Raw genomic sequence first — 24,093 nt, forward strand, 5'->3', positions numbered from 1 at the left:
TGTTTGCCTAAGTTGCTTTCTGTTTAATGTAATGATTGTTTATAGCAACCATGCGTAACTTAACTTCATAAAGTAGGTTTTCTCGTCCCGCGTCAGGCGGCTTAACTCATCATTAGCCTGTAAACTATCAGAGTATCCGAGGTAGAACACACTCTGCGGATTGAGTTTATAACCGTAGAGGAGCTCATTGCCTAAATGCGCTTCCTCACTCTGCGGCGCCGAATATAAATACTGCGCCACATTGCGATTTATCCGGGTGTAAATGCTAGAAAGGCGAATAAAACTGTGTAGACTGAATTGCCAGTTGAGGCGTACATCGCTCAGATTAGCGGTAAAAAGTGCACTTTGTTCCACATCCATTTGCTGATAAAGATGGGAGATATCGATAGAAAGTCCATTAGCAATTTTCCAATTGATACTCGGGTTCATTTGCGTTTTAGTGCCCAGCCTATCATTGATAAAATCAATTTCATCGCCGTAGTACATTTCAAGCTCCATACTCAGGGGCGATAACGGGGTTACTGCGCCATAAAACCACACTTGGGTTTCATCATATAGTTGACTATTTCCGGCGATAGTGAGTTGTGAAGCATCGCGGCGAGGGCCCACACGTTCACGGGTTTCTACACCAAAGGTGATTTCGCTTTGTAATGCGCCGAGGATTTCGATGTAGGCTTCATACTCTTCTTCAAGTTGTTCGCCTGCTTGGTTATGAGTGATATCCCAATCTCCCGCTAATTCCACCTTGTTAAAGGTGCCCGTAGGATACCAAATCAAACCCGCACCAGCCTCAAAGGTGCGGTAATCGATTTTTTCGACAAAGCCTAAATCGGCACGAAAATCGGGATCAACTGCGTTGTATTCACTGTAAGCAAACCAATTTCGTTCTTCGTGCTTAAAGGTTAACTGATATAAATTGCCGCCAAAGCGGCTATCAGATTGGCTACGTAATACTTGTTCGTTGAGTTGACAATGACCGAGTTCGCAATCAAGCTGAGATTGGCCACAGGGCAAACCATTACTAGGGGCATTTTCAGTATCAGTACAAAATTGACGATAGACTCCCGTGGGGTATTGAGTATCCGATTGGGCCACTTGTGCAGTGAAACTGTCCTGTGGTGTTGGTTGATATTTCGCATCCAGACTAATCACATAGTTGTGGTAATCGGGTTGGCTGTTGATCTCATTGTGGGGGGTATTTGCTGTACCATTGTGAGTGTTGTCACTGCTTGTTTTCGCGGTAAGTAATCCGCCGATGGAGAAGGTTTTGCTCATGTCGAAACGATAACGTCCCGCAAGGTTCAAACTTTCTTGATCAAGCGAGGCAACCTCTGAGCTTAAATTTCCCGGTACCAAAAACGTGGTTTGGCTATCGTTACTCGCTAGCAGAGCTAAAGTGTGATCATCGCTCTTACTTGTCAGTTTGATACCATAGTCAGGTGCAACAATATTGCGGGTGTGCAGCAGATTCACCTGTGTGTCGAAATAGTCTTTATTATCCAAAAAGAACGGCCGTTTCTCATCATAGAACAAGGAGAAAGTGCTGTTCACATCGAGCTGGCCAGCATCGGATTCCACTTGGGAAAAATCGGGATTAATGGTGGCATTGAGTAAGGTGCTGGAATTAATGCCCCAGCGCAAGTCTACACCTGGCTCGAGATTGTTATCAGCTTCCCAGCCATCCGCCTGTTTATGTTCGTTACGGTTGGCGATAAAAGTCGGGGTGATTTGTACATCCTGTCCTTGTTCTGCCCCCGCCAAGCCAGAAGCCACACCTAACTGACAAAGTTGACAACTCGTATTACGGTCAATCTTATGGGTCGATAGGCGATGTTTTTCATTGCGTGGATAATAACGAATTAACTCAAAGCCCCATTCTTGCAGGCTTTTCTTGTCGTCAAAGTTGAACAGTCTCAGTGGTAACTCGACTTCGACCTGATAGCCATCGGCGGTGATCTTGCCTGCGGATTTCCAAATACCATCCCATGCTTCGCTTTCTTCACCCGTTAATTCGTTTTCAATTGAGTCTAATTGCACGCCAAGAGGATTAATAAAAAATTGGTATGCTAAACGGGCATTATTAAAAGTATCGAGTTTAATTCCGACTAAATCATCACTCCACAGCTTGTCTCTGTCCTTGAGTGTGGCGCGAATGAGTTTGGGATTAATGTCTTTGGCAGTAAATGCCACAAAAAGACTGGTTTTAGTCGCATAGACTCGCGCCTCGGTTTTCACTAATGCGGCAATGTTTTCCCCTGGTTGGGTTTCGTATTTGAGCTCTGTGACTGCGGCTTGTTGCCAAATGGCATCGTCCAACTCACCGTCTATATTGGCAGCACTGTTAAGTGTTGGAATGGCTAACTGAAATTGGCTGGCATAGCCAGCAATACAAGTTACAGGTAGAAAAGCAAGACTAGATAAGATGATGGCTAAGATTGATTTCAACAAAAAAGACTCAAATAACACATTCGTGGCGCGCATTTTGCCAGAAAACGTGAAGTTAACAATAGCGAGTAATTGTTACAAGGTTTGCGTTGATTTTAACGAGGCGAAACATGATTGGATTATTGGGTCTAAAAATTGGGGAGCAGTGCTGAGCCATGACTCAGCACTGCTGGTGTTACTACTCGGGTGCTATGGCATGGTTGCGATATGCTTCACGATACTTATCGACCCACATGGCCGTCGCGCCACAAATCGCCACTGGCATGACGATAAAGTTGACTATGGGGATCATCGAAAATAGCGTCACAGTGGCGCCAAAGCTAAAACTGGTGCCACGGGTTTGATTCAAGGCAAAGCGCATATCTTTAAAACTGACCTTGTGGTTATCGAAGGGATAATCGCAGTACTGAATCGCCATCATCCAAGCGCTGAACAGAAACCATAAAATCGGCGCCAGCGTCTGGCCTACCATAGGCACTAAAAACAACAACAAAAATACCAGTGCGCGGGGCAGATAGTATTTGAGTTTGATCCACTCACGCCCAAGGATACGCGGTAAGTCTTTGATTAAATCAATACCAGAACCGGTATTCAGCTGCTTACCAGTTAACAACTGCTCGACTTTTTCAGCCAACAGACCATTAAAGGGGGCGGCGAGCCAGTTCATGACGGAGCTAAATACAAAAGCAAGCATCACCAGCATAGTGGTGACGGCGAGTGGCCAAAGTAAAAAGTTTAACCAGCTTAAGTACTCAGGGAGCTGGGCATTCATCCAAGTGAATAGCGTATCTAACTGGCCTATGGCTACATAAATGACGCCAGCAAACAGCAGTAGGTTAATCATTAGCGGAATAAATACGAAAGTGCGCAGGCCTTTACGTGTGATTAAACCAAAGCCATCGAGAAAATAATTAACGCCACTTTTGGCTGGGAAGGGCAAGGTTTTTTTCTGTGTCATATCGTTTTTCCAAAAAGTTAAGCGACAGCTATATGCGATTGTGATCAACTCATGGACAGATGACAAGCTAAAAGCCGCATGAATTCAATAAAAAGCGTTACAAAATGCTGCCTGCTTTGTTAAAGTTGCCAGCAGAATGCATTTGCACCGCTTGGCTCATTTTCGGGCCAGACTTCAGAGACGCGCTAACTGGCACCATGAGATTAAAACAGATAAAACTTGCCGGCTTTAAGTCGTTTGTCGATCCCACTAAAATTCCTTTTTTACAGGCATTAACCGCCATTATTGGCCCAAATGGCTGCGGTAAATCGAACGTGATCGATGCAGTGCGTTGGGTGCTCGGTGAAAGCTCGGCGAAGCACCTACGCGGTGATTCTATGGCCGATGTGATATTTAACGGTTCAAGTGCGCGAAAACCTGTGTCTGTGGCGGGTGTTGAACTTATTTTTGAAAACAAAGAGGGTCGTCTTGCTGGTCAGTATGCCAGTTATGAAGAAATCGCCGTTAAGCGTCAAGTGAGCCGCGACGGTGAGTCTTGGTATTTTCTCAATGGTCAAAAGTGTCGTCGTAAAGACATTACCGACTTGTTTATGGGCACAGGTCTTGGCCCGCGAAGTTATGCCATTATCGAGCAAGGCACTATTTCCCGCCTGATTGAATCTAAACCCCAAGACTTGCGCACCTTTATTGAGGAAGCCGCTGGGATTTCCCGATATAAAGAGCGTCGGCGCGAAACTGAAAACCGTATTCGCCATACCCGCGAAAACCTTGAGCGTTTGGGCGATATTCGCAGTGAACTCGGTAAGCAGTTAGATAAACTCGCGCAGCAGGCTAAAGCCGCTAAACAATATCGTGAGCTTAAACAGGCCGAGCGTAAGACCCATGCGGAACTCCTTGTGATGCGCTATCAAGAGTTGCAAGATCAGATGGCGAGCCTATCTGAGCAGATAAGTGCTATTGAAGTGCAGCAAGCGGCGGCGCAGTCACTCGCGCAAACCGATGAATTACAAACCACTGAATTGCAAGTACAACTCGCGCAACTGGCGGAGCAAGAGCAGCGAGCGGTTGAAGCCTATTATCTGACTGGTACTGAGATCGCTAAGTTAGAGCAACAGCTACAGAATCAAAAGCAACGCGACGCCCAGCTCGAAACCCAGTTGGCGCAAGTCAAAGAGCAGATCCAACAAAATACCGACAAGCTTAACGGCTATAAAGCGAGTCTTAGCGCGTTAGAGCTTGAGCTTGCCAAACTTGGGCCACAGCATGATGAGCAACAAGAGATCATGGATGAGCTGCAATCCCAATGGGAAATGAGCATAGAACGCAGTCAGCAGCAGGCCGAAGTGGTGCGCCAACAGGCAGCGGATGTTTCTCAGCATAAGTTACAGCTTGAACTGCGTCGCAGCCAGTTAGTGCATCAGCAGCAATTACTGCAACACAAACAGCAGCAAAGTCGTGAGCAGCAGGCGCAACTTTCGGCGTTAATGGATGGTGATCTCGCATCGAGTATTACACCATTGCAGCAAGATATTGAGTCTTTGGATGATGCGCTCACACTGCAAAATGAAATTAATCATCAGCAAGAACAAAGTGTAAGTGCAAGTACGCAAGCCTTAGATGAAGCCCGCCATAGCGCTGAGCACATTCAGCAGCAATTAACTGCGACTAAAGCGCGCCATGAGCTGGTTGAACAGTGGTTGACTAAGCAAGAACAGCAGAGTGATAAACCGCAGTTATGGCAGAGTTTAACCGTTGAAAATGGTTGGGAAACTGCGGCCGAACTCGCCCTAAATGGCTTGTTGACCTTGCCCGTTGGCGTCACTGAAACTGAAATGGGGTTTCAAGCGTTAGCGTCACAATCAAGCCAAAGTGAATTTTTACAGGCTAAGGTGAATCTCGCCCCTTGGTTAGCGGGGCTGAAGTGGGCAAAGGATATCCATGCAGCGAAAGAACTGCTGCCACAGCTAACATCCGATCAACGGATTGTCACTGCCGACGGTTATCTACTGGGACAAGGTTTTTTAATCACGAAAACAGAGGGCGCCCAGTCACTGGTGCAACTCAGTAAAGAGCAAGCTCAGTTAGCGCAAAATATCCTCGATTTGCAACAATCCCTGCTGATTCGGCAAGACAAGATGACAGATCTTGCGGCTATTTTGCAGCAACAAAGACTGCAACTGACCGATGGCGTGCAAAAATTACATCAATTGCAGTTAGACAAAGCAACTAAGTCGATGCAGCTTAGTGGTTTAATCGAGCAAATGAAGGCGCGCGTCGAACAGCAAAGTATACTCGACGCGGCTTTAAGTACGAGTTTGATTGATATTGAACGCTTAAGCGAGCAATGCGAATTATTAGCAGAACAAGAAATGGAGCTCGATGAGACGCTGCAGGCTAGTGAAGATATTCAGCGGCAACTCATCCAAGACACACAGGCCGATAGTGTGCGTCATCAAGCATTAAAAGGGCGTATTACTGAGGTAGAACGTCAATTATCAGCCACTGCGACGGGTTTGCAAGCCGTGACGATGCGCATGGCCGTGAGCACGGAGCAAATTGAATTACAGCAAGTGCGTGTCAATGAACTCATCCACTCCCGCGAGTCTGTGTTAACAGAACTTGCCAAAGTTGCCCAATTGAGTGGGGTGCAAAATAGTGTGCAGCTGACTGAACAGTTAACGCAGTTACTAAAGCAACAACATGAACAACAACAGGGCTTAAAAGAGGTTCGTCAGCAGCAAAGTGTGCTCACAGACACATTAAACCGTATAGGAATAAAGCAAAAACAAGAGCTTGGTAAGCTTGAGGACTTGACTCAAAGCCTGAGCACGTTAAAGTTACGTCGTGAAGGAATAAAAGGCCAAGCGAATAGTCAGCTGGAAGTATTACAGGAACAGCAAATCATTCTGTCTGAAATCCTTGGAAACTTGCCTGCAGAGGGGATGCCAGACAAGTGGCAGAGTGATTTAGATCAAATACGGCAGAAAATTGTCCGTTTAGGTGCCATTAACCTTGCGGCGATCGAAGAATTTGAACAGCAAAGTGAGCGAAAATCTTATCTTGATCATCAAGATGACGATTTAAATAAAGGGCTTGCAACCTTAGAGGAAGCGATCCGTAAAATAGATAAGGAAACCCGAAGCCGCTTTAAGACGACATTTGATTCAGTCAACGAAGATCTCGGACGCTTATTTCCGAAAGTGTTTGGTGGCGGCCGAGCTTATTTAGCGTTAACTGACGACGATTTGCTAGAAACGGGCGTGACTATCATGGCCCAACCACCGGGGAAGAAGAACAGCACAATCCATCTTCTTTCGGGTGGTGAAAAAGCATTAACCGCTTTATCATTGGTATTTGCCATTTTTAGGCTGAATCCTGCTCCCTTCTGTATGTTAGATGAAGTGGATGCGCCATTAGACGATGCCAACGTAGAACGCTTCTGTCGATTGCTAAAAGAAATGTCACAGAGCGTACAGTTTATTTATATCAGCCATAACAAAATAACCATGGAAATGGCGGATCAACTTATTGGCGTGACTATGCACGAGCCCGGTGTGTCTCGTATAGTTGCGGTAGACATAGAGCAAGCGGTGGCGATGGCTGACGCTGGATAACTAGAAGAAAGACAGGGTAACCAATGGAAGATTTGCAACTAGTATTGTTCGTTTTAGGCGCCATAGCCATAGTTGCTGTGCTGGTGCATGGATTTTGGTCTATCAGAAGACAACAGCCTAAATCATTGAAAGATAGCCCAATGAGCAACTTTTATAAGAAACAGGCTGAGAAAGGTGAGCCGAGTCCGAAGCGGATCGATTCAGAAGGGTTTGATGCCGATGGTATTGGCGCCGTACGCGTGCGCAAAGCCGGTGAACTTGCACCTAACAACGAAACCCCTGCGGCCAATCCTTATTTGAAGCAGGAAGTAAAGCTAGAACCTAAGCCTGAATTTAAACCACAAGAGTTTAAATCAACAGAATTTAAACCAGAGTTGAAAGTTGGCCCTAAACACGAGCCTGTGACAGCTCAGCCTGATTTTAGCTTGCAGCCACCCGTGGCAAAAGAGCAACACCGTGGCCCGAAAGTCTCGCGTCAAGAGCCCGTTTTGAACACTCAAGCGAGCACGCAAACTCCGCCAATGGGTCAATCCCATGCGGCTATCGTCGCGCAAAAAGCGGCTGAGCAGGAACATGCGTTACGTAGTGCAGCTCCGCAGCAAACGGCCTTGTTTGACGAAAATGAATATAAAGAAGATAGCTATCAAGAAGAGGTTGTCGAACAAGCCGCTGAAGATGAGTTAGGTGAACCACGCGACGTACTGGTATTACACGTGGTCGCTAAAGAGGGTCTACAGCTTAACGGCGCCGAATTGCTACCTTGTTTCTTAACCTTGAATTTTAAATATGGCGATATGAATATTTTCCATCGCCATGTGGATAATGCTGGCAATGGTAAAGTATTGTTCTCGATAGCGAATATGCTAAAGCCTGGCGTGTTTGATCCTGATAATATGGAGCAGTTCAGTACCCAAGGCGTGGTGTTTTTCATGACTTTGCCTTGTTACGGTGACGCCCTAATGAACTTTTCGATTATGCTTAACTCGGCGCGTCAACTCGCGGATGATATCGATGCGGTCGTGCTTGACGGACAACGCCAACCTTGGGGTGAGTTCACTAAGCAAGATTATTTACACCGCATTCGCGCTAACGCTTAAGCCGACACCGCAACTTGGCGGTTAATAGATTGATGAGGCCGCTATTGCGGCCTCATTTTTTGTGATCTACTTTTTGTGATCTAAAGAATTCTGGATAAAGAATATGCAAGACATTCAAATCGATACACTTCTGTCTAAAGACGTCACCCCAGAAAACGCATCGCAGGTGATGCAGGCGCTCAGCCAATCGCTGAACGAGCACAACATTCGTTACTATGTGGACGATGCTCCGAGCATTACCGATTCTGAGTACGACAGGTTGATGCAGTGTTTACTCAAGTTAGAAGCCTTGTATCCCCATTTGATTGTCGCTGATTCACCGACTCAAAGGGTGGGCGGATTAGCGCTCGCCAAATTTGATCAAATCACGCACCTTAAGCCTATGTTGAGTTTAGATAATGCCTTCGATGAGGCGGATTTCAGTGCTTTCCATAAGCGTGTCACCGATAAAGTCGGTGAGGTGAGCTTTTGTTGTGAGCCTAAACTCGATGGCCTTGCCGTGAGTATCTTGTATCGCCATGGTGTGCTCGAGCGTGCGGCGACGCGCGGCGATGGTTCAGTGGGTGAAGACATCACTGAAAATGTTAAAACCATTAAATCGATCCCGCTTAAATTACGTGGTAATGACTTCCCTGAACTCGTTGAAGTACGCGGCGAGGCTTTTATGCCAAAAGCCGCTTTTGAAGCTTTGAATGACAGGGCGCGCGCCAAAGATGAAAAACTTTTTGTTAATCCGCGTAACGCAGCAGCCGGTAGCTTGCGACAACTTGACAGTAAAATTACTGCTGCCCGTTCATTGGCTTTTTATGCCTATGCGCTCGGTGTGGTGGAGCCGGATTCCCATCCGTTAGCTAAAACCCATTTCGAGCAGTTACAGCAGCTTAAATCGTGGGGTTTACCCGTAAGTAGCGAAATTAAAGTCTGCGCTGAACTAAGCCAAGTCTATGACTACTACAAAGATATTCTCAGCCGTCGCGGTGATTTAGCCTTTGAAATCGATGGCGTAGTGATGAAAGTTAACGACATTGCCCAGCAGCAACGTTTAGGTTTTGTGGCTAAATCTCCCCGCTGGGCGATTGCCTATAAATTCCCTGCACAGGAAGAAATGACTCTGCTCGAAGGCGTTGATTTTCAAGTAGGGCGCACAGGTGCCGTGACACCAGTAGCACGCTTAAAGCCAGTGTTTGTTGGCGGCGTGACGGTATCAAATGCGACGCTGCACAATGCCGATGAAATTGCCCGCTTAGGCATTAAAGTCGGTGACACTGTGATCATCCGCCGCGCTGGCGATGTGATCCCACAAATTGTTGCCATAGTGCCCGAAAGACGCCCTAAAACGGCGACAGACATTGTATTTCCGCATAATTGCCCTGTGTGTGGCAGTTTAGTCGAGCGCCTAGAAGGTGAGGCTGTGGCTCGCTGTAGCGGTGGTTTATTCTGCGAAGCGCAGCGTAAAGAAGCGATTAAGCATTTTGCATCCCGCAAGGCTTTAGATATCGATGGCATGGGCGACAAAGTCGTTGAGCAATTAATTGATAAAGAGTTAGTTCAAAGTCCTGCGGATCTGTTTAAGCTCACCGCTTCCATGATGACTATGCTTGACCGCATGGGGATGAAGTCGGCAACTAATTTAGCTGCCGCGATTGAAGCGGCCAAAACGACCACTCTTGCGCGTTTCTTATATGGCTTAGGTATTCGCGAAGTGGGCGAGGCGACGGCAGCAAACCTGGCGGCACACTTTGCCAGTCTAGATGCGCTGCGGGTGGCAACTGTGGAGCAGTTAACTGAAGTGGAAGATGTTGGTGCTGTTGTTGCACAGCATGTGGCCCATTTTTTTGCCCAGCCCCATAACCTTGAAGTTATTGATGCTTTAGTTGCTGCAGGTGTGCATTGGCCCGCCATTCAAGCACCTAGTGCAGATGCACAGCCGCTTAAAGGCCAAACTTGGGTATTGACTGGCACCTTAAATCAGCTCAATCGCAATGATGCTAAAGCGCAGTTGCAGGCGTTGGGGGCGAAAGTGGCAGGCAGTGTCTCCAAAAATACCGATTGTTTAGTGGCAGGAGAGGCGGCAGGTTCAAAACTGGCTAAAGCGCAGGAGCTTGGTGTTAAAGTGATGGATGAAGACGAGCTGTTAGCCCTTCTCGCCGCGAACGCTTGATTGGCGTCAGTTGAGAGAGCGTTGGCTTGATGTTGATTCAATGCTGGCTGTAGCGGCTGCAGCCTTGTATCGAGGGGTGAATACCGCAGAATAGCCGATATTAAATAGTGCCTGGCCCAAGGCGCTATTTTTTTGTCTGAAAATAATCAAGGTGCGGAAAGATTATCTGCTTTGGCTATTGAATTAACTGCGATTGGCACCATCTCCTTGATATGCTGTTTTAGATTTTGCTGATTGGAAACCTATTTGAATTTTAGTCACATCACTTGGCTCGATGATAAAGGCCACATTAAACCGCCCATCTTTTTATATGCGCTTTTGGCTTATCTCGCGCGTGGTTGGTGTATTTTTATCGCCTCGCTGACTCAGATGGGTGATCGTTCTGAGTTAGTGCGGATTTTTTACCCTGAAAAGTCAGATTTTTTGCTAGCACTCGGGGCGGGACTTGGCGCGGTTTTGATTTATCTTGTGGTGATTGCTGAACGTCGACGTTCGCCTCAATGGTTAAGACCGATTTTTGTGCATTTAAAATGGGGGTTGTGGTTGCTGTTGATTATTGATGGCGTTTTGTTGGGTCAGCGGTTGATTCATAGCCAATTTCTGTTTCATTGGAGTCTTGCTTTAGATGCTTTAATGTTGTTTTGGTCGAGCATTTATCTTATTAAATCGAAGCGACTCAGTTATTACCTCCGTGATTGGCCAAAAGAAGATGCTCAAGAACTTCAGCCTTAGTTTTTATCGTATTGTTATATAATAACTTTATTTAGAACTGAGCGGTGGGGCACATGACGATGTGTTCTATCCCTCAGTTTGATAAGGATTTTTACCTTATTTCTCCATTGAATGCTTTGAATCATCTATAGTTATATGTACTTAGCTTAAATGTGCCCTGTTGGATACGCAGATGAGGCCATCTGTTTATATCCACATTACATTTGAAAGGAGTCATATTGCGTGGCAAAAGTACCTCAAAAAAAGTTGTTACTGTCAGAAATTCAACTTGGCATGAGAGTCAAGTTGCCTTTGTCATGGACGAACCACCCTTTTTTATTTAACCGTGTTGATATTAGCAGTGCCGCTCAAATCGAAATGATCCGTGGCTTAGGCGTTCCCTATGTTTTTTTGTTATCTGAATTGAATGCCGAACTGGATATTGTTGAAGAAGATGACATTGAAGATGAGATAGCAGTTGAACCCGAGCGTGATCTTAAGGCCGATACCCGTAAGGCGATGCGTTTGAGTCAGAAGCGTTTTTTAATGAATGTGAATAACTGCCGTAGTGTGTTTGGTAAAATAGTCAGCGATCCTGAAGGCGCCTATCGTTTATCAGCGGTACTGGTTGAAGACTTACTCAGCCATCTACAGGAAGTTGAAACACCGTTCCTTACCTTGGTTGGGATGGATGAGAAAGATGTGAGTGTGACCCAACATGGCATCTCTGTCGCTGTGCTGGCAATGATGATAGGTCATGCGCTGGATTTAACCCCAAGAGAGCTGCGTGATATTGCTCTTGGTAGTTTGTTACATGACATTGGTAAACTTAAGGTACCTGATGTTATTCGCCGAAAGCGTGGTGCGCTGACGACACACGAAGCCAGCTATTTGCAAATGCATCCTAATTTTGGTTTTGACATGTTGAATCGGTCGGGATTATTCCCTAAAGAGGTGTTGAATGTCATTTTACACCACCATGAGTTTGTTGATGGTTCAGGATTTCCTGACGGATTGACGGGTCATAAAATCCCTATCATTACGCAGATCGTGAGTTTGGCAAATGACTACGATCAACAGCTCAGTGGTCAACAAATATCTTCCCCTCAAGTCGCTTTAGGTTATTTGTTTAAGAATCGGGCCACTAAACATGCTGAATCTTTAATCGCTATTTTGGTTAAAATTCTCGGTATTTATCCACCAGGAACCATAGTGAAACTCTCCGATGGCTGTATCGCAAAAGTCATGATGACGACTAAAGATGTGAGTCAACCCCAAGTGTGGGCCTGCAAAGAGGATGGTAGTGAGCCATCGCTGCGTTTTTTAAGTAATGAAGGCGTGACAGTACAAAAAGCCATCAAGGCGGAAGAGTTGTCCGAGGGTGCTATTCGTACCTTACAAGTCGATAAAGGGATTAGTTTTTATTTTAGTTCGCTACAAGCTTGAATCTTATGCGCTAAGTTCCGTATTCTATCCGCTGATGTGATTCCCTTAGGGCTAATATGGCGAATGTAAAAGCAGAAAACAGCGCAGTAAAATCCAGTGTTGCTTTGGTCGGTTGTGGTTGGTTTGGTTTTGCTTTGGCAAAGCAACTTGTCCATGAAGGCTATCGAGTCACTGGCTGTAAGCGCAGTGCCGAAGAATTATCGGTATTAACTGAAGTCGGGATTGAAGCCTATCCGCTGCAATTGGGCCACGAAGCATCATCTGCCCCCGATGCTCAGGCGTTGAGCGGTTTATTTCAGACTGATTATCTGGTGGTCAATATTCCTCCCCGATTAAAGCGTGGTAATGCAGCTTATCTTGAAGAATTACAACAACTCATCGCATTAACTCAAGGCTGGCAATATCAGCGGATTGTGTTTATCAGCACTACGGGCGTATATCCGACGCAAGATAAATTGATGACAGAAGCCGATGCGATGGCAGAATCAAGCGATAGCCAAGTGCTGTTAGATGCTGAAGCTTTATTTCAAGTATTGCCCCATGCCTGTATCGTTCGTTTTGCTGGACTCGTCGGTCCTAAACGTCATCCTGGGCGTTTTCTTGCTGGAAAAACCGATGTGAGTGGGGCGAATGTCGCGGTAAATTTAGTCCATCTTAGTGACTGTGTGCACGCCGTTAGCGCCATTCTCGCGGCAACTCATTCTGGATTATCAGTGGCGCCGATTTATAATCTTTGCGCACCTTCACATCCGACTAAAGCTGAGTTTTATCAAGCTGCTGCCGAATCTCTAGGTTTAGTCGCGCCAGAATTTAATCAACAATCTATGCCGAGTAAAGTCATCCAAGCTGACGCGATTGTCACGGATTTAGGCTTTCGATATCAGTATGTTTCGCCGCTGGATATGCTAGCGGCATGTTGAGAAAGGTTCATTACTGTAAAAGGTAAAAGTCGAACTTTTAGGTTATCTTTGGGTTCCAAATTTGCTTGAGCAAATGTGTAATCCTTATTTAAGCAAATGACGAATAAAAAGAGACAATATAATGAGCGTGTTTAATCGAGTTCGACCTATAGCAGTATTTGCGTGCGGATTAATGCTGAGTGCCAGCTTTGCCCTGCAGGCTGCAAGTTTCGAAGAAGGCAAGGATTACGTCACTGTGGCGGGCATTACCGAAACGCAAAAGCCAGTGCTGCGGGAGTTTTTTTCTTATAACTGCACACATTGTTATAAGCAAGAACCGCTCATCGAGTCGACAGTAAAGCTGCTTGGTAAAGATGTGGCCTTTGAGCGTACCCCCGTTGGTGCAGGTCGTCCTGCTTGGGAGTTGAGCCAGTTTGCCTATTATATGGCGCAAAAATTAAAGATGACTAAGCAAACCCATGGTGCCATTTTTAAGCAAATTCATGAGAAAGGTGAGCAATTTACCACCCTTGAGCAAGTAAAAGCCTTTTTCCTTGCCCAAGGCGCTAAGGCGGATGATGTCGATGCCGCGATGAATTCCGTCGATGCTAAATTCACCCTAATGAATTATGACTCTCAAGCTGAGCTTGCTGGGATCAAGGGGGTACCGTCATTACTGGTTAATGGCCGTTATATGCTGACCTCAACCGCGCATACCGCAGAAGAATTGGCGGCGTTAGTGAAGTTTTTAGCTGCGAAGTAACGGCATTTTATAGACGGACGGCACGCGATGTATCATGCGATGAAAGCCGCTTTTTGTGAGTAATGTTTAGTCACGTTTCCTCAAAGTAGATTGAGTAACCCAGCATAGGCTGGGTTATTTTTTGTTGTAAACCTGCAAGGTGACTGTGAGTCAAACCCTAACATTTTGACGAAATAACATGATGAAATAAAACGGTAAGCAATTGGCCTGACCTAGGTTTGATGAGAGATGTAACGTCTCTAATTGATTGAGAAACTCATAATTAAAATCCTCAATAATCTAGGCTAAAAATCTTAAATCATCTGATTTTAAGCCAGTCTAGAGCCGTATTAAAGGTCATTTAAATTTCTAATTTACCTAGTTCAGACAATAAGTTATTTCTATTTATTGGATGAAAATCCTCTTTCTCCATTCACATCCCACTCATTCATGTTCGACATTGGTCTAACCTGTTAAAAAAGTTAAAACCGTATCAAAATGTAATGTCATTGTTAACTCTTTGAATTTGTTTCTATTCGCTATTTGCAGACAGTGTTTTGAATCACGGGTTAGACGAAAGTCGTGATTGTGCTCACACCAGCTGTTGCTAGATTAAACATGACTTAAAATTAAAACAGCACAGGGGAGTCACTATGGGTTTTGAAAACAACGACAAGGCAAAGGGTTATTGGCGCGAGAATATTCGTCTCGTACTGAGCTTATTAGCCATTTGGGCGGCAGTTTCTTTTGGATGCGGCATTTTATTGGTTGATGTACTCAATGAAGTCCATTTCATGGGATTCAAATTAGGTTTCTGGTTTGCACAACAGGGATCTATGTATGTATTCGTTGCGCTTATCTTTGTCTACGCGGCAAAAGCCAACGCCTTAGATAAAAAATATAACGTACAAGAAGACTAAGGAGCTTTGAGATGGATGTTCAAACACTCACATATATTATCGTAGGGCTCTCATTTGCGCTCTACATTGGGATTGCAATCTGGACCCGTGCGGGTTCAACCAAAGAGTTCTATGTTGCTGGCGGCGGTGTTCACCCTGTGGTGAACGGTATGGCAACGGCGGCAGATTGGATGTCAGCGGCGTCATTTATTTCGTTAGCGGGTATTGTGTCTTTCGTCGGTTACGATGGTAGCGTGTACTTGATGGGCTGGACTGGCGGCTACGTATTGCTTGCCCTTTGTATGGCACCGTATTTACGTAAATTTGGTAAGTTTACTGTGCCAGATTTCGTCGGTGAGCGTTATTACTCACAGGCGGCACGTACAGTCGCGGTTATCTGCGCTATCTTTATTTGCTTTACGTATATTGCAGGGCAAATGCGTGGCGTAGGTGTTGTGTTCTCGCGTTTCCTTGAAGTGGATGTGGATACTGGCGTATATATCGGTATGGCGGTCGTGTTCTTCTACGCGGTACTGGGCGGTATGAAAGGGATTACCTACACTCAGGTTGCCCAATACTGCGTACTGATTTTCGCTTTTATGGTTCCGGCTATTTTCCTTTCAGTGATGATGACGGGCCACTTAGTACCGCAAATTGGTTTTGGTGCTGAGTTACTGGATGCCGCTGGCAATAATAGCGGTGTGTATTTGTTAGAAAAACTCAATAACGTTTCGGTTGAGCTTGGCTTTGCACCTTACACTGATGGTTCTAAGAGCATGATAGATGTGTTCTGTATTACGGGTGCTTTGATGGTGGGTACTGCGGGTTTACCCCATGTTATCGTGCGTTTCTTCACTGTACCTAAGGTGAAAGATGCACGTATCACTGCCGGATGGTCGCTTGTTTTTATTGCGATTATGTACACCACAGTGCCTGCGTTAGCAGCGTTCTCCCGCGTGAACATGATTGAAACTATTAACGGTCCCGATTCTAAAGGTGTGGCTTATGAGTCTGCACCAGATTGGATTAAGAACTGGGAAAAAACCGGTTTGATTAAGTGGGATGACAAAAATGGCGACGGTAAAATTTACTATTCGTCAGGTAAGATTGAAGATCCCGCTAGCAAAAATGAAATGAAGATTGATAACGATATTATCGTACTTGCTACGCCAGAAATCGCTAATTTACCAGCTTGGGTTATCGCCCTCGTGGCGGCGGGTGGTTTAGCAGCTGCGTTATCAACATCTGCAGGCTTGCTATTGGTGATTTCAACGTCGGTTTCACACGACCTATTGAAAAAGAATTTAATGCCTAACCTTTCCGATAAAAAAGAGCTGCTATACGCTCGCTTGGCGGCAGGTATCGGCATTGTGATTGCGGGTTACTTTGGGGTGAACCCTCCTGGTTTCGTGGCGGCAGTGGTGGCATTCGCCTTCGGATTAGCGGCTTCCTCACTGTTCCCTGCCATTGTTATGGGTATTTTCTCTAAGACAATGAATAAAGAAGGTGCGATTGCCGGTATGTTAACGGGTCTACTGTTTACTGCTGGTTATATCATCTACTTCAAGTTTGTTGATCCAACGGCTAACGTAGCTGCTAACTGGTTCCTCGGTATTTCACCAGAAGGTATTGGTATGGTAGGCATGTTAGTGAACTTCGGTGTGGCAGCGATAGTGAGTCGAGTCACTGCGGCAACACCACTGCATGTTCAGGAGATGGTTGAATCGATTCGTTTCCCTAAAGGTTCGGGTGAAGCAAGCGGCCACTAACCTTACTGCGTAATGGTGAGTACCAACACAAGAGAGCGCTTCGGCGCTCTTTTTTTATTGCCTCTTTTGGCCAGCTTTTATGATTCTGTGGGGAGTCACTTTATTATGCTTGCGGCTGACTTTAGTCGAATGTAGCGTAGCGACAATGCAGGCTATAGTGATGACATCTCAGTAAAAATTCGCCTAAAGAAGGTGTTGCCTATGAATGCCAGTGAGTTACAACCCGTAGTGCAATTTCTACAGGGACTTGTGCCCTTTGATGCTCTGCCTGAGGATGTAGTCGTGCGCTGCGCTAAGGCTGTTACTGTTGGGTATTACAGCAAAGCCTCTGGTTATGTTAATTTCGACGCGAATTCGCCTAAGTTGTATATAGTGCGTAGCGGCGCCTTTGAGGTGCGCGATCCTGACGGCGTGTTGGTGGATAGAGTGGGCGAGGGTGAGTTTTTTGGCTTTTCTACTTTGTTATCAGGGGAAAAAGTCGTTAATAAAGTCGCTATTCTTGAAGACGGTCTAGTTTATCATCTGCCCCAAGCCTTGTTTGATAGCCTTAGGAGTGAGAGTCGTCACTTCGATAAGTTTTTTACCCGCGCCTTCGCAAAGCGTTTACGCCATGAGGCCCGCTTTAAGGCAAAGGATCTGACGACCACAAGTCGGATAAGTACCTTGATGTCTTCCACTCCTATCGTTATTGATGCCCAAGCTAGTGTGACTCAGGCGGCACTCTTGATGCGAAATCGCCGAGTATCGTCCTTATTGGTGACGGATAATCATAAATTGGTTGGCATCTTAACCGATAAGGATTTGCGTAATCGCGTGTTAGCTGCAGGGCTTGATGGCAGCGTTGCTGTGCATCAAGCCATGACGGTTTCACCTATCTCTATTTCCTCCAATGCATTGATTTTTGAAGCCATGCTGCTGATGAGTGAGCATAACATTCATCACTTACCTATTATCGATCAAGATAAAGCTATCGGTATGGTGACCAGTACCGACATCTTGCGCGGGCAGGGCTCACAACCGCTACTGTTGATTGGTGAGATTGAACGGCAGCAGGATCTTGCCAGTTTAATTGGCGTCAGTAAGCAAATTCCCCTATTGCTGCAAAATCTTATTAGTGCCGATGCCAGAGCTGAAGAAATTGGCCGAGTGTTAACCTCTGTCACCGATGCGCTGACGCGGCGATTAATTGTGCTCAATCAGCAATTACTCGGTGAACCGCCGATGGCCTTTTGCTGGTTGGCATTTGGCTCGCAGGGACGACAAGATCAGGCTGCGTGTTCAGATCAAGATAATGGCTTGTTAGTCGCAGAAGAGATGGATGATTTTGCTAAAGGTTATTTTGATGCCTTAACCCATGCCGTGTGCGCAGGGCTTGACCAATGCGGTTATGAATTTTGTCCCGGCAATATTATGGCGCAAAATCCCCAATGGCGGATGTCACTCAAACAGTGGCAACAGGTATTTGAAAAATGGGTCATAACGCCTGAGCCTAAGGCGTTAATGCACGCCAGCATCTTCTTCGATATGCGATCGGTTTACGGTCCACAAACCTTGTTTGATGCCTTACTGGATAAAGTCTTAGCTCAAACCCGCGATAACGATATTTTCCTCGCGGGTATGACAGGCAATTCGCTGGTGGAGTCGCCGCCGTTAGGATTTTTCCGCAAATTTGTACTCGAACGGGATGGTAGCGAAGTTAAAGGCATAGATTTGAAGCATAAAGGTAATGCTTTGATTAACGATATTGCCCGTGTTTATGCCTTGTCTGCGGGCATTAAAGAAGTGAATACTGCAAAACGTATTCGTGCCTTGATGGATGCGAATATCCTCAATCGACAAGATGCGCTTAATCTTGCTGATGCCCACGAGTTTATCGCTCATATGCGGTTATCGAACCAAGGTTATCAACATAATCAAGGGGTAGAGGTGAGTAATTATTTGCTGCCTGGGCATTTATCTTCGCTGGTTCGTCATCAGTTACGTGACGCTTTTAAAGTAGTACATGAGGCGCAGGCGGGGATGAAGATGAAATTTATGCGAAGTTTTTGATATGAATACATTGTTGCTGAAAACTCAGCTCAATTGGCGGGCGCTGCGTTGCCAACATCATTTATTTAAAGGCTATTATCAGTCGCTGTTGCCTCTGCTGGCAATGCCGTTATCCGAAGCGCCGTTAATGGCGATGGATTTGGAGATGACAGGGCTCAATCCACAGCAAGATCAAATTCTCAGTATTGGATTGGTGCCGATTGAGCGCGGTGAGATCCCGTTGGCACGCGCCGAGCAAAAGTTAGTGCAAATTCGCGGTAGTGTAGGCCAAAGTGCGACGATCCACGGCATTCTTGATAATCATTTGGTACAAGCCGTCACCATTGAGGAAGCCATGGGCTGGTTTATCAATCAAACCTATGGCCGCGTGCTGGTGGCACATCATGCCCCTTTAGATTGTCGTTTTTTACAGCAGGATTTATTGACGATTTATCATCAAGCCCTTGTTTTACCTGCAATCGATACTTTAATGATTGAAAAACACCGTTTACTACGGGAACATTCAGTGATTAAAGAGGGGAGTTTGCGCCTTGGCGCTTGTCGCGAGCGTTACGGTTTACCCATTTATACGGCCCATAGCGCGCTGACCGATGCCTTAGCTTGTGGGGAATTATTACTTGCGCAAATGGCTGCTATGGGCGGTGCGGCAAAGCTTACTGTGGCTGATTTACTGCAAAAATCGACTTAGTCAGTGCTAACAGAAATCACTATTTGTGGTGAGTGAATTCATTTGAGATGGATTGGTTTCATCTGGATTTCATCTTAGGTTAATCACTGACAAGCTAAACTCAGTTTACATTTAATCCTCTGTTCGAATTCAACCTGCCGTTAACTTGGCAATCCAACCAACTTGTACTTCACTCTACTAAGTTGAGTGTGTAGGAGAATATGATGCCGTTACCTTTACTTTGGGTGGGTGGTGCCGTAATCGGCGCGGTTTTGCTGGCCGATGAGCGCGAGCAGCGTCAACAGCTTGAGCGTGACAGATTACTCGGTAAGGCTCCTAAGTCCCCCGTTGCCAATCGCGCTATGGTGGCACCGCCGAGTCAATGGCAAAAGGGATTAAAACAAGTATCGCCAATTCCTGGGAGTATCGTCTGTTGTTATGTTTTTGGTGTGATTGAGCATACTGGCATTTGGCTTGGTGATAATTGCCTCGTAGAGTTACATGGCTCAGGGTTGGTGCGGGCTGTATCGGTAAAGCGTTTTTTAGCGGGACGGACCGGTAGCCAAATCTATCTTGCCTGTAATCACCAACATCAGCCTCTTATTGCCGAGTCTGTGTTGCCCCGTGCTGAACAGGCGATTTATCAGTATCGGGAATATGATTTATTCGACAATAATTGCCATCGATTTGTCTGGTCTTGTATTAGTGGCAGCGAAGGCGTGATTAAAGGCTTTAACGAGTTAAATCAAAAACTCGCCGAACATTTTAATCAAGCTATCTATTGGGATGAGATGATCATTAGCAAGCTGAATGAATAAGCTCTGTAGTCATATACTAAAAAAGCCATCGATTAAGATGGCTTTTATGTTTTAGTGAAACACTATGTAATCGTTTTGCAGAAACCGTTTACGGCTTACAAAAATAATCTACAGCGCGTTTGACTAACTCTATGCCTGTTTTATCGCAAGGCGGTAACTCGGCATCACTGATATTGATAGGTGTGACGCGATTTCCCCATTGCAGCAAGAGTGCGGCAGAGGTTAAGCCTGCGCCAAAGGCACAAGAGAGTATGGTTTGATTCGGCTTGATAATGCCTTGTTCTAACGCATCACAAATGGCAATTGGAATCGTCGCCGCCGAGGTATTGCCATAATTAGCGATGTTCACGAAGGCTTTTTCTTTCGGGATTTTCATTCGGCTAACTAAGGTATCAATAATACGTTCGTTGGCTTGATGCGGGATCACGAGATCCACTTCATCCTTATCAACACCACATTTTTCAAGCACTTTAGTGCTCAATTTATTCATTCCGTTAATCGCACGCTTGAAGATTTCTTGGCCATCGAATTCAATGAAAAAGTCCAATGAGTCGGCTGAGAATCTGTCCATCGCCGTGCCAAAGCCCGCTTTCAGAATATCACGACCTTCAGGATCGTTATTCAGCTCATAACCGAGCACGCCACCGGCAACATCTGTCGCTTCAACCACAACTGCACCCGCACCATCACCAAATAGCACTGCGGTTTCGCGGCGTGACCAATCTAAATAGAAAGATAAACGTTCAGCACCAATGACTAATACTTTCTTGCTCTGGCCACTCTTGATTTGTGAGCTGGCTAAACCTAATCCATATAAGAAGCCACTGCAGGCAGCATTGATATCGAATGCTGCACAACTGGCGCCAATATTAGCTTGTACAGTGGATGCAATATTTGGGATCAAAGTGTCTGGGCTGGCACTGGCCAGAATGATCATGTCGATTTCACTGCCATCAATACCTGCAGCTGCGAGCGCACGTTGTGCTGCAACTGAAGCAAGTTCAGAGGTATTTACATGACTGATATGGCGCTGGCTGATCCCTGTGCGAGATTTAATCCATTCGTCTGATGTCTCGATAAAGGTCGCAAGATCATCGTTGGTCAGCGTGGCTGGTGGAACACATTTGCCCCAACCTGTGATAGTGGCGTACTGCATGGTGGTTTCTCTCAAATAAAAAAGGCAGAACCTGAGCGCTGCCTTGAATCGACAACAAAGCTTATCGGCAACTCTAATGGCCGTCCGTGATCTAGACCACCTGTTTGGCGACGAGATCTCGAATTGTCATTGCGGCATGCAGAATATGATGACGCAGTAGCGCCGTCGCTTTTTCTGTTTCTCTCAGTTTGCAGTGGTTGAGCAAAGCCCTGTGCTCATGCTCTGCGGCAGGAATTCCCCCCGCGAGCAATAACTGCAAACGAATGTATCTATCACAATTAGTATTGAGGCCGTGAACAACCTCAAGGGTGTGTGGGCGATTAGCCGCCTGATATAAGCAAGTGTGAAATTGCGTATTCAACTCGCTCCAACTGGCGACGGCATCTTCATGTTTGAAGGCCGACTCCAATTGCTCGAGTACACGTTCTGCTTTTTCTAAATCAGCCTCTTGAAGTCGTGGGATCGCTTTCGCAAGCAGATCGGTTTCGATCATTGCACGTAATTCAAAAAGTTCGGTGACTTGTTCGACGGATAACACGGTCGCGGTCGCACCTTTATGGGGCTCAAACTTAACGAGTCCTTCGGCTTCGAGTTGCAATAATGCTTCTCTCACCGGAATACGGCTGACATTTAACGCTTCAGCCAAGGCACTTTGTCTGAGGGGTTCTCCTGCGGCTATGTCACCTGAAAGAATTCTCTCTCTGAGCACTTCCACAACTAACTGGGTGCGGGTTTTGTGGACGATAGGCGTAGTTCGACTCATTATTTCCGTCTATTTCGGGTATTTTCTCGTTATTTGCCCAAGATTACCGTTAAAAACACCACAAATAAAGGGAAATGCTTGATTGAGTGCAGCATCTCAGAGACTAACAATGCCCAAAAGACGGGGTTTTTTGTGGTTTTCTCTTACGATTTGAAGCGCATTCCTTGCGAGCGGCTTCGATGGCAACGGTGGCAAATATTTGTAAAAATGCTGTTCAGCTTCTTCGATTGAGTATTTTGATTAAAACAGTGTAATTACACATTTCACTGCTGGATTTTTTTGGACTCTAATTTGGTGGGACAATTGCTATCTCGCATAGACACAAGCTGTGCATAGAGATTTGCCTGTACAGCCACGAAATATCACTAATGCGCAATTTAGCGCTAAAAGCATAACTTCGCGGTGCAATTTCTGATAATGAATGGAATAATAGCGCGATAACGCCTTAGGCGATTTGGGAGTATTACAGTGAGTCGAGCAGTATTTTTAGACCGTGATGGCGTGATTAACAAAGATCATGGTTATGTCCACCTAGTGGATGACTTCGAATATATTGACGGTGTGTTTGAATCTTGCCTCTCTTTAAAAGAAATGGGCTACAAGTTAGTTGTCGTCACGAATCAATCCGGTATTGCCCGTGGCATGTATACAGAAGATCAATTCCACAGCTTAACGGAGTGGATGGATTGGAACTTTGCCGACAAAGGGGTCGAGCTCGATGGTATTTACTATTGCCCGCACCATGCCGAGAAAGGCATAGGGGAATATAAGGTCGATTGTGATTGCCGCAAACCTAAGCCGGGTATGCTTAATGATGCGGCGCAATTCTTAAAAATCGATTTAGCGCACTCAGTCATGGTTGGCGACAAAGCCGAAGATATGCAGGCAGCGAAAGCGGCGGGCGTGACTACTCGTATATTAGTGCGCAGCGGTAAGGTTATTGCTGATGACAGTGATGCCACTGTGGTACTCGACAGTATTGCCGATGTGCCAGCTTACTTAAAAAGCGTGGGTTAGTTGGAGTTCTACTACTTATAATCAGTTCATCATGAGCTGATTCGTCAACCAAGGTTGCGATGCGATATAAGCGGTGCCAGTTGTTGCTCTTGTTGGATAGAAATCAGAAGTAAAGCTATCTCGCATGAGATAAAGAGCTAACCAATAGGTTGGCTCTTGTCATTTCTAGCGCTGGGTTAACCCTCATCTTTTGCTTTAATCCAGCACAAATTCGATAACATTGGCGTTAAAACACACTTTTAGTTTAAAAAGTGTGCGCTTGAATCGTTTTTCGTAATTATTCGCGCCAAAGGGGTTGCGGTAAAATCTGACATCCCTATAATGCGCATCCACTGACCCAGCGGGGTCAAGGATTAAACGCTGAATAAGCCGCTAACCATGCTCTTTAACAATTTATCAAGCAAATCTGTGTGGACACTCACAGGTGTTGAGTTAATCGAAACTGCTTAACCTTCGGGTTGGCAGTCAAAAATTTAAATCAATGTTTTCAAGTCATTCTCCTTACGGGAAGGGTGATTGAGTGTTCATAGTAATATGTACATACAGTAATGTATGAATTGAAACGCGATGCTTCTTAGTGAGCAAAGCGAATCAAAACAGTAGAATTCATTGAGCCGTTTGACGAAAGTCAAACAACAAAACTTTAATTGAAGAGTTTGATCATGGCTCAGATTGAACGCTGGCGGCAGGCCTAACACATGCAAGTCGAGCGGCAGCACAAGGGAGTTTACTTCTGAGGTGGCGAGCGGCGGACGGGTGAGTAATGCCTAGGGATCTGCCCAGTCGAGGGGGATAACAGTTGGAAACGACTGCTAATACCGCATACGCCCTACGGGGGAAAGGAGGGGACCTTCGGGCCTTCCGCGATTGGATGAACCTAGG

The 24,093-nt window shown here is 45.7% G+C and carries 17 protein-coding genes and 1 rRNA gene; 14 read left to right on the plus strand and 4 right to left on the minus strand.

Annotated elements, in window-relative coordinates; genetic code table 11:
- Positions 1-39: 39 nt before the first annotated feature.
- Entirely contained in the window at positions 40-2,481 is a 2,442-nt protein-coding gene (locus L5M29_RS02725) for a carbohydrate binding family 9 domain-containing protein (protein WP_263166063.1), read from the minus strand.
- A 142-nt stretch (positions 2,482-2,623) separates the two neighbouring features.
- The gene (gene cysZ, locus L5M29_RS02730; protein WP_131523549.1) at positions 2,624-3,403 is read right to left on the minus strand and encodes a sulfate transporter CysZ; all 780 of its coding nucleotides are present in this window, start codon (positions 3,401-3,403) and stop codon (positions 2,624-2,626) included.
- Positions 3,404-3,600: 197 nt separating this feature from the next.
- Here cysZ and L5M29_RS02735 point away from each other — a divergent pair, with 197 nt between their 5' ends.
- The 12 genes from L5M29_RS02735 (at position 3,601) to L5M29_RS02790 (ending at position 20,275) form a co-directional block, all read left to right on the plus strand.
- Positions 3,601-7,017: a chromosome segregation protein SMC gene (locus L5M29_RS02735; protein WP_263166066.1), complete on the plus strand. Its 3,417-nt coding sequence runs from the start codon at positions 3,601-3,603 to the stop codon at positions 7,015-7,017.
- Between the two features lie 23 nt (positions 7,018-7,040).
- On the plus strand, positions 7,041-8,114 hold the full coding sequence (gene zipA, locus L5M29_RS02740; RefSeq protein WP_028760961.1) for a cell division protein ZipA: 1,074 nt from the start codon (positions 7,041-7,043) through the stop codon (positions 8,112-8,114).
- 103 nt (positions 8,115-8,217) lie between these two features.
- A complete protein-coding gene (ligA, locus tag L5M29_RS02745; protein ID WP_263166069.1) occupies positions 8,218-10,275 on the plus strand; it encodes an NAD-dependent DNA ligase LigA in 2,058 nt (685 codons plus the stop codon).
- 246 nt (positions 10,276-10,521) lie between these two features.
- Positions 10,522-11,007 carry a DUF2919 domain-containing protein gene (locus tag L5M29_RS02750; protein ID WP_263166070.1) on the plus strand — a complete coding sequence of 162 codons (486 nt, stop codon included), beginning with the start codon at positions 10,522-10,524 and terminating at the stop codon, positions 11,005-11,007.
- Positions 11,008-11,229: 222 nt separating this feature from the next.
- Positions 11,230-12,432, plus strand: a complete 1,203-nt coding sequence (locus L5M29_RS02755; RefSeq protein WP_263166073.1) for an HD-GYP domain-containing protein — start codon at positions 11,230-11,232, stop codon at positions 12,430-12,432.
- Between the two features lie 56 nt (positions 12,433-12,488).
- The gene (locus L5M29_RS02760) at positions 12,489-13,352 is read left to right on the plus strand and encodes an NAD(P)-binding domain-containing protein (protein ID WP_263166075.1); all 864 of its coding nucleotides are present in this window, start codon (positions 12,489-12,491) and stop codon (positions 13,350-13,352) included.
- Positions 13,353-13,473: 121 nt separating this feature from the next.
- On the plus strand, positions 13,474-14,094 hold the full coding sequence (locus tag L5M29_RS02765; protein WP_105252156.1) for a thiol:disulfide interchange protein DsbA/DsbL: 621 nt from the start codon (positions 13,474-13,476) through the stop codon (positions 14,092-14,094).
- 632 nt (positions 14,095-14,726) lie between these two features.
- On the plus strand, positions 14,727-14,993 hold the full coding sequence (locus tag L5M29_RS02770) for a DUF4212 domain-containing protein (protein WP_006082142.1): 267 nt from the start codon (positions 14,727-14,729) through the stop codon (positions 14,991-14,993).
- Between the two features lie 11 nt (positions 14,994-15,004).
- Positions 15,005-16,741, plus strand: coding sequence for a sodium:solute symporter family protein (locus L5M29_RS02775; protein WP_113940768.1), 1,737 nt, complete (start codon positions 15,005-15,007; stop codon positions 16,739-16,741).
- Positions 16,742-16,942: 201 nt separating this feature from the next.
- Entirely contained in the window at positions 16,943-18,790 is a 1,848-nt protein-coding gene (locus L5M29_RS02780; RefSeq protein ID WP_263166078.1) for a DUF294 nucleotidyltransferase-like domain-containing protein, read from the plus strand.
- A 1-nt stretch (position 18,791) separates the two neighbouring features.
- A complete protein-coding gene (locus tag L5M29_RS02785) occupies positions 18,792-19,478 on the plus strand; it encodes an exonuclease domain-containing protein (protein WP_263166081.1) in 687 nt (228 codons plus the stop codon).
- A gap of 203 nt (positions 19,479-19,681) precedes the next feature.
- Complete coding sequence (locus L5M29_RS02790; RefSeq protein ID WP_173244179.1) at positions 19,682-20,275, plus strand: lecithin retinol acyltransferase family protein; 594 nt, start codon at positions 19,682-19,684, stop codon at positions 20,273-20,275.
- Positions 20,276-20,363: 88 nt separating this feature from the next.
- Here the strand turns inward: L5M29_RS02790 and L5M29_RS02795 are convergent, their stop codons facing one another.
- Both L5M29_RS02795 and L5M29_RS02800 read right to left on the minus strand, forming a co-directional pair.
- The gene (locus L5M29_RS02795) at positions 20,364-21,431 is read right to left on the minus strand and encodes a ketoacyl-ACP synthase III (RefSeq protein WP_028760951.1); all 1,068 of its coding nucleotides are present in this window, start codon (positions 21,429-21,431) and stop codon (positions 20,364-20,366) included.
- A 91-nt stretch (positions 21,432-21,522) separates the two neighbouring features.
- Positions 21,523-22,194: a GntR family transcriptional regulator gene (locus L5M29_RS02800; RefSeq protein WP_028760950.1), complete on the minus strand. Its 672-nt coding sequence runs from the start codon at positions 22,192-22,194 to the stop codon at positions 21,523-21,525.
- Positions 22,195-22,662: 468 nt separating this feature from the next.
- Here L5M29_RS02800 and gmhB point away from each other — a divergent pair, with 468 nt between their 5' ends.
- On the plus strand, positions 22,663-23,211 hold the full coding sequence (gene gmhB / locus L5M29_RS02805; protein WP_263166084.1) for a D-glycero-beta-D-manno-heptose 1,7-bisphosphate 7-phosphatase: 549 nt from the start codon (positions 22,663-22,665) through the stop codon (positions 23,209-23,211).
- Positions 23,212-23,855: 644 nt separating this feature from the next.
- Positions 23,856-24,093: ribosomal RNA gene (locus L5M29_RS02810) — 16S ribosomal RNA — on the plus strand; the annotation flags it as partial.

It is taken from the genome of Shewanella sp. SM95, assembly GCF_025653595.1.
GTDB lineage: Bacteria > Pseudomonadota > Gammaproteobacteria > Enterobacterales > Shewanellaceae > Shewanella > Shewanella oncorhynchi.